Consider the following 9,098-nt stretch of genomic DNA (forward strand, 5'->3'; position numbering starts at 1 on the left):
CTACCGGCCCGCCACGTGCCGCGGTCGCGCCGCGCCCAGGCCCACCGCGATCTGCGGGAGCAGCAGCACCAGCAGCAGCGCCAGCGGCACCGTCCAGCTGCCCGAGGCGTCGTGCACCGCGCCCAGGACGGCCGGGCCGGTGGCGGCGAGGACATAGCCGAAGCACTGCGCCATGCTGGACAGCTGGGCGGTGTGCCGGGCGTCCGGGGCGCGCTGGACGATGAACAGCAGCGCCAGGCTGATCGCCGCGCCCTGGCCCAGGCCGAGCAGCACCATCCAGACGTAGGCGCCGCCGAGCGGCGCGATCAGCACGCCGGCGAAGGCGGCCGCGCACAGCAGCGCCGAGCCGGCGGCCAGCACACCGGCGGGCAGCCGGCGGCCGACGACGACGGGGGCGAGGAACGAGCCCGCGATGCCCAGCAACGAGGAGAAGGAGAGCATCCAGCCGGCGTCGCCCGCGCCCAGCCCGGCGTCGTGGAGCATCGTCGGCAGCCACGCCGCAGCCGCGTAGTAGCTCAGCGACTGCAGGCCCATGTACCCGGTGACCTGCCAGGCCAGGGGGTCGCGCCACAGGCCGCGCACCGGGTGCGCGGCCTCGCCGGCCGCGCCGCGCGGCACCCGCGTACGGCTGCGGACCTGCGGCAGCCAGCAGACCAGCGCCAGCACCGCCAGCGCGCCCCAGCAGGCCAGCGTCGCCTGCCAGTTCAGACCGGCGGCCTGCTGCACGGGGACGGTGATCCCGGCCGCCAGTGCCGCGCCGCCGAAGAGCGACATGGAGTACAGGCCGGTCATCAGGCCCGCCCGGGCCGGGAAGTCGCGCTTGATCAGGCCGGGCAGCAGGACGTTGGCTACCGCTATCCCGGCGCCGATCACGATCGTCCCGGCGAACAGCGCCACCACCGAGTCCAGCAGGCGCAGCGCGGTGCCCAGGCAGATCAGCGCCATCGTGCCGAGCAGCGACCGCTCCATGCCCAGCCGCCGCCCCAGCCGCGGCGCGAACGGCGCCAGCAGGCCGAAGCAGAGCAGCGGCAGCGCGGTGAGCAGACTCGTCGCGGCGGCCGACATCCCGCTGTCGTCACGGATGGTGCCGGCCAACGGGGAGACGGCGACCAGCGCGGGGCGCAGGTTCAGGGCCAGCAGGACGACGCCGATGCCGAGGTGGAGGGCGCGGCGGCCGGTGGGGCCGGGCGGGGGCGCCGGCGACGTGGCCGGCGCCGGGGCGGGCGCGGGTGCGCTGGTCTGGTCCCCGGTCACTGCTGGTTTCCCTTCGGGCCGTCGGACGCCTCGCGGTCGCCGGCGTTCTCGCGCAGGGCCGCCATGCCCTGGGCGAGGTGCGCCAGCGCGGCACGCTCGGCGCCCTCGGCGTCCCGTGCCTCGATGGCGTCGACGATGGCCTCGTGTGCGTCGTACTGGTTGCGTACGGAATCGGGGACGGGGGCGCCGATGACCGACTGGAGCGTCGCGCGCAGGGCGTCGCTGAGGTGCTCGTACAGCTCGGCCAGGACGCTGTTGTGGGCCGCGGCGGCGATGGTGCGGTGGAAGTCCACGTCCGCGTCGATGAAGGCGTCCAGATCGCCGCTCTTCCAGGCGCGGTCGCGGTCGGCGAGGGTGGCGCGCAGCGCGGCGAGGTCCTCGTCGGTGCGGCGCTGCGCGGCGTAGCGCGCGGCATCGCGCTCCAGACAGGCACGCACCTCGAACGCCTCCAGGTCGCCGGCCCGCCGCAGCCTGCGCTGCACGGCGGCACCGAAGCCGCTGCTGGCGCGGACATAGGTGCCGTCGCCCTGGCGCGGCTCCAGCAGCCCGGTGTGCACCAGCGCGCGCACGGCCTCACGGACGGTGTTGCGGCCCACGTCGAGCTGCTCGACCAGCGCGGGCTCGGCGGGGATCTTCGTCCCGACCTGCCACTCGCCGTCGGCGATCAGGCCCTCCATCTGCTCGATGACCAGGTCCACCAGGTTGGTGCGGGTGGTGCTGCGCAGCGGCATGGGCGTCCTCCGTCTTGATTCCACCGGTGATGGGAACATCCCATGTTTGGTGGTGTCAAATGGGCGGGGATAGCCTGGTGGCGCCGAAGATCCCGGGAGACACATGGACGAGCGAGCCCGCCGGGCGGCGCCCTGGGAGGGCGAGTGGCCGGTCGTCGGCGCGGTTGCCGCGGGCGGCGCGGTCGGCGCCACGGCACGCTACGGCGCCGCGCTGCTGTGGCCCACCGCCACCGCCGCCTTCCCCTGGACGACGCTGGCCGTCAACGTCGTGGGCTGTGCGCTGATGGGCGTGCTGATGGTGCTGATCACCGAGGTCTGGACGGCCCACCGGCTGCTGCGCCCCTTCCTGGGCACCGGGGTCCTCGGCGGCTTCACCACCTTCTCCACCTACGCGGTCGACATCCAGCGGCTGACCGACGCCCGGCAGCCGCTGCTCGCCCTGACCTACCTCGCGGGCACCCTGCTCGCCGCGCTCGCCGCGGTGTGGGGCGCGGTCGTCGCCGCCCGCGCACTGCTCGCACTGAGGCGGCGGACGGTATGACCCACGGCGCGGCACACCCCGGCAGCGCCCCCGCGCTGCGGCTCACGGTCCTGGTCGGCGAACAGGAGGTCTGGCACCACAAGCCCCTCTACGCGGAGATCGTGCTGCGCGCCCGCGCGGCCGGACTGGCCGGCGCCAGCGTCTTCCGCGGTATCGAGGGCTTCGGCGCCACCTCGGTCATCCACACCCAGCGGCTGCTGTCGCTGAGCGAGGAGCTGCCGGTCACGATCGTCGTCGTCGACGCGCAGGAGCGGGTACGGGCCTTCCTCCCGCAGCTCGACGAACTCCTCGCCGGCGGCGGTCTGGTGACGCTCGACGCGTGCGAGATGATCGCCTACCCGGCCGCGGACACCGACGGCGCACGCCCGGAGGAGGGCGGCCGCGGGTGAACTGGCTGCTGGTGGTGGCCGGCGCGATGGTCGGCGCGCCGCTGCGCTTCCTGACCGACCGCTGGGTCCAGTCGAGGCACGGCACGGTCTTCCCGTGGGGGACCTTCGTCGTCAACGCCGTCGGCTCGCTGATCCTCGGCCTGCTCACCGGCGCGGCCGCCGCCGGCGCCGCCTCCTCGCACGTCCAGCTGCTGGTGGGCACCGGCCTGTGCGGCGCCCTGACGACCTACTCGACGTTCTCCTACGAGACGTTCCGGCTGGCGGCGGACGGGGCGCGGGGCTACGCCGTGCTCAACGCCGCGGCGAGCGTGCTGGCCGCGCTGGCGGCCGCGTTCGCCGGTGCGGCCGCCGCCCGGGCCCTGTGGGGCTGAGGCCGAGGCGAGCCGGTCGCGGGCCGGGGGCACCCGGCGGCGGACACACGAAAGCGGTGGGGCTCGTGGAGGAGCCCCACCGCTCTGGGCGGCGCAGGAACTGCGAGGGCTGGTGGGGGTACGAGGGCCGGCCGCCAGGTTCCGGCACTCGTCAGCCCCAGGCCGGGGGCCGGACCGCCCACCGTCACTACGGTCCGGACCGCGGACCACCGCCGAACTCGTGGTGCGCGAACGTGCTTTTCGGTGCAGAAGGTGTGGTGCGATTCAGGCCGGGCGCCGGGTCAGGACGCCTTGCCGAAGTGGACGCCCGCCAGGCCGTTGGCCCACAGCTGCTCCACCTTGGCGCGCTCGTTGTCGTCCGGCTGGCTGTTCTGGCAGGACGTGCCGGGGCCGCCGCCGGACATCAGCTCGCTGCACGGACCCTCGTAGTGGTCCGGCAGACCCAGCACATGGCCGGTCTCGTGCGCGGTGACGCGGGTGGAGTTGTACTCCTGGTTCTGCTGGTAGTCCAGGAAGACGAAGCCCTTGCCGTGGCCGTCGGTGCTGGCGTACGAACCACGCGGGTCGTTGCCCTCGCGGTACTGGAAGTCGCCGCCGCTGCCTTCCTGCAGCTGCACGTTCTTCACGGCGCTGTTCCAGATCGACGCGCTCTCGGCTATCTGGCCCTTGAACGTCGGCGCCGCGCTGGCGTCGTAGGTCACGGTGACCGAGGCCGCGTGCGGGTTGGCCTTCATCTTGGCCCTGGCAGACTTCATCACGGCCTCGAAGAACGCCTTGGTGTCGGCCTTCTCCGCCGCCGACCCGTTGTACGCCGCGATCGAAGCGGCGGTGCTGTGGGCGGACTTGGCGGGGGAGGGGGAGGATGCCGACACCGGCGCGGCGATCGCGAGGGTGGCGGCGAGGCCCAGACCGAGCGCCGCCGACAGCGCCGTCTTAGGAGATCTCATGTGGGGGGCTCCTTAATTTCCGAGGGCCGTACGGTCGCCGTGTGGGGCGGCGACCGGGGCCCTGCGGATTTCTTGGTGCCGTTGAGTCTGGACGCAGTTCACCCGGAAGACGGAGATGCCAGGTGGCGATAGCACCGCTCTATACCCCTGCCAAGCGCCTTGGGAAAAAAGGCGAGTTCCAGCGGGTTTGAGAGTCTGGTGTGACGGATGCCGTGGTAGCTATGCTCCCGACGTGGAGCTCGAGGTAAGGCATCTTCGCGCGCTGTGCGCCATCGCCGACTCAGGCAGCGTACGCAAGGCGGCACGGCAGCTGGGCATGACCCAGCCATCCTTGACGACCCAGCTCCACCGCATCGAGAAGGCCCTGGGCGGCCAGCTCTTCTTCCGGGAGTCGACCGGCAGCCGGCCGACGCCGCTGGGGCATTCGGTGCTGTGCCGGGCGAGACCGATAGTGGCCGAAATGCGGGCCCTTGTCGACGAGGTCGCCTCGGCCTCCCACCGCGAACGGGGCGCACGGCTGCACATCGGCAGCACCAACAGCCCCGCGGTCGCCGGCTGGCTGCGCCGGCTGCGGGTGCGGCTGCCGGAGACGGACACGACGATACGTACCGATGTGTCCGCCAACGCCCTGCTGCACATGGTCGCCATGGGGCAGCTCGACGCCGCCTTCGTGCACGAGGTCGAGGGCGTGCCGCTGCGGATTCCCGACGGCCTGGTCGAGCACGAACTCATCGCCAGGGAACCGCAGTTCATCGCGCTGGCGGACTCCCACCCGGCCGCCGCCAAGGAGATCGTCCGGGTCGCGGACCTCGCCGACGACCAGTGGATGGTGGACCCGACCGTGGACGGCGAATGGGCCGGCCTGCGGCGCATCTGGACCGCGGCCGGCGTCAACCCCAGGGTCGTCCACGGCGACTACCTCACCGCCGTCGACCTGGTCACGGCCGGGGAGGTGGTCACCCCCTGCCAGCCGACCGCCCGCTCCCGGCACGGCATGGCCATCCGCCCGCTGTACGGCGACCCGCTGGCCGTCCGCCTCTTCATGGCCTGCCGCCAGGACGGCACCCCGGCAGCCTCCCAGGACGACCTGTTCGCCGACCTGACCGCCTCGTACATGGAGATCGCCTGGGCGAGCGAGGCCTATCGGGCCTGGCTCGTACGCCATGACGGGCCGCTGCCGGTGGCGACCTAGGCGGTTCCGACGGGTCGGGGCCCGGCCCGCGGGCCCTGTGCAGCAGCCGTCGCCGACCGCTCAGCACGCAGGCAGCGCGGTCACCACCCGCCACCACCGCCCCTCCCCGCGGGGCCGTACCCGCACAGGTCACCGGCGTGGAAGGCTCCTTCGCTACAGTGGCCGGACGGGTCCGCTCGGAGCCGTTCCCCCGCGACGGTGCGCCCATGGCGTCGGCCGCCCCGAACGCCGCGGGGCACCCCCATTTCTCCCCCCCCTCAACGTCGAGGGGGACGCCGGCACGACGGAGTGGCCCGCGGCCGACGCGCCCTTCCGCAGGAATAAGGACGACCAGGTGAACGATCACACAACGCCGCCCGCGCTGCGCCCCGTCCGGGGAGCGGCCCTCTGCGCCGTCGCCGCCCTCGTCCTCGCCGGGGCGGCCTGGGCGGCCCGGGCCGCGTGGCAGATCCAGCTCGCCACGGCCGGACAGCCGCCGTCCGGACCGCCGGACCAGGGCGACGGCCGGCATCGCACGCTGACCGCGCTGGAGAACGGCTACCACCTCGTCAGCGCCCTGGGAGACGCGGTCACGGTGCTCTGCGCGATCGCCTTCCTGGCCTGGCTGTGGCGCGTCCGGGACAACGCGCACACCCTCTCGGGCCGGCGCCCGCGCTACGCCTGGCCATGGGTCTACGCCGGCTGGATCGTCCCCGTCGCCAACCTGTGGATCCCCCGGGGGATCGTCGCGGACATCCACCATGCCGGCGCCCCCGGCGAGCGCCTGCCCCGCGCCGTGAACTGGTGGTGGGGCCTGTGGCTGGTCGGCTCCCTGGGCGGGGCGGGCCTGTACGCCGGCACCACGGACGCCGTCATCGCCCGTGCCTACACCGGCGCACCCCAGCTCCTGGTGGTCGATGCGGCCGTCGTCGGCGCGGCCGTGGCCGGCGTCTTCGTCGTCCGCGCCCTCACCGCGGCACAGCAGGAGCACCTGCGCTAGGGCGTGTCCGCCCTGGACCCCGGACAAAGAAGACCGCACCCGGTCCGTCAGGGACGCCGTGTTCGGCGGCTTACGGACCGGGTGCGGACAGGAAGGCGATATGACCCGCGAAACCGCAGGTCAAAGGGCCTAGCCCAAGATCAGGCCTTCTTGGTCTCCCAGAAGATCTTGTCGATCTGGGCGATGTAGTCCAGCGCCTTCTGGCCGGTGGCCGGGTCGTTGGAACCCTTGGCGGCGCTGAGCGCCTTGAGGGTGTCGTTGACCAGCTGGTGCAGCTCCGGGTACTTCTCGAAGTGCGGGGGCTTGAAGTAGTCGCTCCACAGCACCGAGACGTGGTGCTTGGCCAGCTCCGCGCGCTGCTCCTTGATCAGGACGGCGCGGGTGCGGAAGTCCGCGTCCTCGTTGGCCTGGTACTTCTCCTGGACGGCCTTGACCGACTCGGCCTCGATGCGGGCCTGGGCCGGGTCGTACACGCCGCAGGGCAGGTCGCAGTGGGCGCTGACCTTGACCTTGGGGGCGAACAGGCGGGAAAGCATGTTCAGTCCTTCCTCGTGATCGTCTTCTCAGGTGCGAGATTACTCGGTGCGGGAAGGCTTTTCGCGGGTGGCCCGGGGGTCTTAGGGCAAAAGTCCAGTGTCACGCTGGGACTGATGGAGGATGGACCGGTGAGCGGTCGGACCGGGAGGTACGGGATGCCGGAGCGGGTGCACGAGCGTGGCCCGGAGCAGGGCGAGGGCGCGGATCCGGGCCACGAGCGGGGCGGGCTGCTGCGGGCGTTCGGCCTGGCCGAGGTCTACAACCCGTCAATGGTGCCGTCGCTGCTGCCCGGTGACCAGCTGGTGGTGCAGTACGGTGCGGCGGTGCGGCCCGGTGACGTGGTCGTGCTGCGGCACCCGTTCCGGCAGGATCTGCTGATCGTCAAGCGTGCCGTGCGGCGGTGCGACGGCGGCTGGTGGGTCCAGGGGGACAATCCGTTCGTCGAGAACGACAGCCGGGAATTCGGTGCGGTCCCGGACGAACTGGTCGTCGCCCGCGCCTGGGTGCGCCTCCGCTCGCCGCGGGGGATTCAGCGGTCGGTCGCCGGGGTGCTGTCCTGGGCGGTGTCGGCGGTCCGTCCCGTAAGGGCCGAGCGTTCGCTCTCCAGGCGCTTGCGGGCGCGGTAGGCGGCGACGTTGGCGCGGGTGGCGCAGCGGTCGGAGCAGTAGCGCCGCGAGCGGTTGGTCGAGGTGTCCACGTAGACGTTGCGGCAGGGCCGCGCCTCGCAGATGCCGAGCCGGTCCACGCCCAGCTCGGTGAGGTGGAAGGCCAGGCCCATGCAGGCGGTCGCGGTGAAGCCGGCCGTGGCGTTGGCCGCGTGGTCGGCGATGTGCATGTGCCACTTGGGGCGGCCGTCGTCGTCCCGGTACTCGTGGCCGGAGATCTGCGGGCTGACCGGGAACTCCATCATCAGGGCGTTGAGCAGGTCCACGGCCAGGACCTCGTCGCCGGCGTCGGCGGCCTCGAAGACGGCGCGCAGGCGGGCGCGGACCGTGCGCAGCCGGGTGACGTCGCTGTCGGTCGCGCGCCGGGCGGACTGCTGGGCCGGGCCGAAGAGCTCGCGTACGGCCTCCACCGAGGTGAGGCTGTCGCCGCCGCGCTCGGGCTGCTCGCTGTTGACCAGTCGCACGGCGTAGTCCGAGTAATAGGCCAGTTCCACTTGTAGTCCTTACGGGCGGGGGTTAAGGTGCGGGTGTTCGCTCGTTGTAATGGGCGTTGATACTACGAGGGTATTACGGCCTGGAGGGGAAGCGATGACCGAGACCGTCGCCGGCGCCGATTGGCAGGCATGGCAGAACAGTTGGGACCGCCAGCAGGAGTGGTACCTCCCCGATCGCGAGGAGCGGTTCCGGGTGATGCTGGACATGGTCGAGGCGCTGGTGGGCCCCGAGCCCCGGGTCCTGGACCTGGCGTGCGGTACGGGCAGTATCTCCGACCGGCTCCTGAAGCGGTTCCCGAAGGCCGAGAGTGTGGGCGTCGATCTGGATCCCGCGCTGCTGGCCATCGCGGAAGGGTACTTCGACGGCGAGCCCCGGGTCCGCTTCGTACGAGCCGATCTGAAGGACCCGCACTGGACGGCGAAGCTGCCGCACGACACCTACGACGCGGTACTGACCGCCACCGCGCTGCACTGGCTGCACACCGAGGACCTGCGCGGGCTGTACGGGCAGCTCGGCAGGCTCGTCCGGGACGGCGGGGTCTTCCTGAACGCCGACCACATGCCCGAGGAGTCCACCCCGCGGATCAACGCCGCCGAGCGGGCCTTCAGGCATGCGCGGATGGACGCGGCGAAGGCGGCCGGCGCGGTCGACTGGGCCGAGTGGTGGCAGCTGGCCGCCGCCGACCCGCGGCTGGCCGAGCCGACCGCCGAGCGCTTCGCGATCTACGGCGAGCACGCGGACGGGGACACGCCGTCGGTGGCCTGGCACGCCCAGGTGCTGCGCGAGTCGGGCTTCGCGGAGGCCCGGGCGGTGTGGGCCTCGCCCACGGACGCCCTGGTGCTGGGGCTGAAGTAGTCCGGCGGGAAGCGGGCGCATCGGGCCGGAGAACAGCGGTGGGGGGGGGGGGGGGGGGGGGGGGGGGGGGGGGGGGGGGGGGGGGGGGGGGGGGGGGGGGGAGGGGAGAGGGGGGGGGGGAAGAAGCTTAAAAGAGGAGAAT

12 protein-coding genes are annotated in these 9,098 nt (G+C 72.8%); 7 read left to right on the forward strand and 5 right to left on the reverse strand.

What is annotated here, in order from left to right; genetic code table 11:
* The gene (locus tag AC0680_RS34505) at positions 1-1,254 is read right to left on the reverse strand and encodes a CynX/NimT family MFS transporter (protein WP_478636811.1); all 1,254 of its coding nucleotides are present in this window, start codon (positions 1,252-1,254) and stop codon (positions 1-3) included.
* The gene (locus AC0680_RS34510) at positions 1,251-1,985 is read right to left on the reverse strand and encodes a FadR/GntR family transcriptional regulator (RefSeq protein WP_478636812.1); all 735 of its coding nucleotides are present in this window, start codon (positions 1,983-1,985) and stop codon (positions 1,251-1,253) included. The genes AC0680_RS34505 and AC0680_RS34510 overlap by 4 nt, the downstream gene beginning before the upstream one ends.
* Before the next feature lie 103 nt (positions 1,986-2,088).
* Here AC0680_RS34510 and AC0680_RS34515 point away from each other — a divergent pair, with 103 nt between their 5' ends.
* The 3 genes from AC0680_RS34515 to crcB are packed head-to-tail and all read left to right on the forward strand — an operon-like array spanning position 2,089 to position 3,286.
* On the forward strand, positions 2,089-2,526 hold the full coding sequence (locus AC0680_RS34515) for a fluoride efflux transporter FluC (protein ID WP_478636814.1): 438 nt from the start codon (positions 2,089-2,091) through the stop codon (positions 2,524-2,526).
* Positions 2,523-2,915, forward strand: a complete 393-nt coding sequence (locus AC0680_RS34520; RefSeq protein ID WP_478636816.1) for a DUF190 domain-containing protein — start codon at positions 2,523-2,525, stop codon at positions 2,913-2,915. Before AC0680_RS34515 ends, AC0680_RS34520 begins: the two co-directional genes overlap by 4 nt.
* Positions 2,912-3,286, forward strand: a complete 375-nt coding sequence (gene crcB / locus AC0680_RS34525; RefSeq protein WP_478636818.1) for a fluoride efflux transporter CrcB — start codon at positions 2,912-2,914, stop codon at positions 3,284-3,286. The genes AC0680_RS34520 and crcB overlap by 4 nt, the downstream gene beginning before the upstream one ends.
* Before the next feature lie 281 nt (positions 3,287-3,567).
* Here the strand turns inward: crcB and snpA are convergent, their stop codons facing one another.
* The gene (gene snpA, locus AC0680_RS34530; protein WP_478636820.1) at positions 3,568-4,233 is read right to left on the reverse strand and encodes a snapalysin; all 666 of its coding nucleotides are present in this window, start codon (positions 4,231-4,233) and stop codon (positions 3,568-3,570) included.
* Between the two features lie 232 nt (positions 4,234-4,465).
* Between snpA and AC0680_RS34535 the strand changes: the two genes are divergently transcribed.
* Both AC0680_RS34535 and AC0680_RS34540 read left to right on the forward strand, forming a co-directional pair.
* Positions 4,466-5,425: a LysR family transcriptional regulator gene (locus AC0680_RS34535; protein ID WP_478636821.1), complete on the forward strand. Its 960-nt coding sequence runs from the start codon at positions 4,466-4,468 to the stop codon at positions 5,423-5,425.
* 334 nt (positions 5,426-5,759) lie between these two features.
* Complete coding sequence (locus AC0680_RS34540; protein WP_478636823.1) at positions 5,760-6,404, forward strand: DUF4328 domain-containing protein; 645 nt, start codon at positions 5,760-5,762, stop codon at positions 6,402-6,404.
* A gap of 140 nt (positions 6,405-6,544) precedes the next feature.
* Here AC0680_RS34540 and sodN read toward each other — a convergent pair whose 3' ends face one another.
* Positions 6,545-6,940 (reverse strand): superoxide dismutase, Ni, encoded by a 396-nt coding sequence (gene sodN / locus AC0680_RS34545; RefSeq protein ID WP_030085982.1) that lies wholly within the window; start codon positions 6,938-6,940, stop codon positions 6,545-6,547.
* Positions 6,941-7,096: 156 nt separating this feature from the next.
* Between sodN and sodX the strand changes: the two genes are divergently transcribed.
* Positions 7,097-7,567 carry a nickel-type superoxide dismutase maturation protease gene (gene sodX, locus AC0680_RS34550; protein ID WP_384434209.1) on the forward strand — a complete coding sequence of 157 codons (471 nt, stop codon included), beginning with the start codon at positions 7,097-7,099 and terminating at the stop codon, positions 7,565-7,567.
* On the opposite strand, the gene AC0680_RS34555 is transcribed toward sodX, so the two are convergent.
* The gene (locus AC0680_RS34555; RefSeq protein WP_478636825.1) at positions 7,471-8,100 is read right to left on the reverse strand and encodes a CGNR zinc finger domain-containing protein; all 630 of its coding nucleotides are present in this window, start codon (positions 8,098-8,100) and stop codon (positions 7,471-7,473) included. The two genes, sodX and AC0680_RS34555, sit on opposite strands and share 97 nt — an antisense overlap.
* 94 nt (positions 8,101-8,194) lie before the next feature.
* On the opposite strand from AC0680_RS34555, the gene AC0680_RS34560 reads away from it, so the two are divergent.
* Positions 8,195-8,956, forward strand: coding sequence for a class I SAM-dependent methyltransferase (locus AC0680_RS34560; protein ID WP_478636826.1), 762 nt, complete (start codon positions 8,195-8,197; stop codon positions 8,954-8,956).
* Positions 8,957-9,098 lie beyond the last annotated feature (142 nt).

Source organism: Streptomyces sp. NPDC043738, from assembly GCF_056436545.1.

What these genes read in the sequence shown, in the direction of transcription:
- AC0680_RS34510 (WP_478636812.1), bottom strand. Translation starts at nt 1,985, where the DNA reads ATGCCGCTGCGCAGCACCACCCGCACCAACCTGGTGGACCTGGTCATC.
- AC0680_RS34515 (WP_478636814.1), top strand. Translation starts at nt 2,089, where the DNA reads ATGGACGAGCGAGCCCGCCGGGCGGCGCCCTGGGAGGGCGAGTGGCCG.
- AC0680_RS34520 (WP_478636816.1), top strand. Translation starts at nt 2,523, where the DNA reads ATGACCCACGGCGCGGCACACCCCGGCAGCGCCCCCGCGCTGCGGCTC.
- snpA (WP_478636820.1), bottom strand. Translation starts at nt 4,233, where the DNA reads ATGAGATCTCCTAAGACGGCGCTGTCGGCGGCGCTCGGTCTGGGCCTC.
- sodN (WP_030085982.1), bottom strand. Translation starts at nt 6,940, where the DNA reads ATGCTTTCCCGCCTGTTCGCCCCCAAGGTCAAGGTCAGCGCCCACTGC.
- sodX (WP_384434209.1), top strand. Translation starts at nt 7,097, where the DNA reads ATGCCGGAGCGGGTGCACGAGCGTGGCCCGGAGCAGGGCGAGGGCGCG.
- AC0680_RS34560 (WP_478636826.1), top strand. Translation starts at nt 8,195, where the DNA reads ATGACCGAGACCGTCGCCGGCGCCGATTGGCAGGCATGGCAGAACAGT.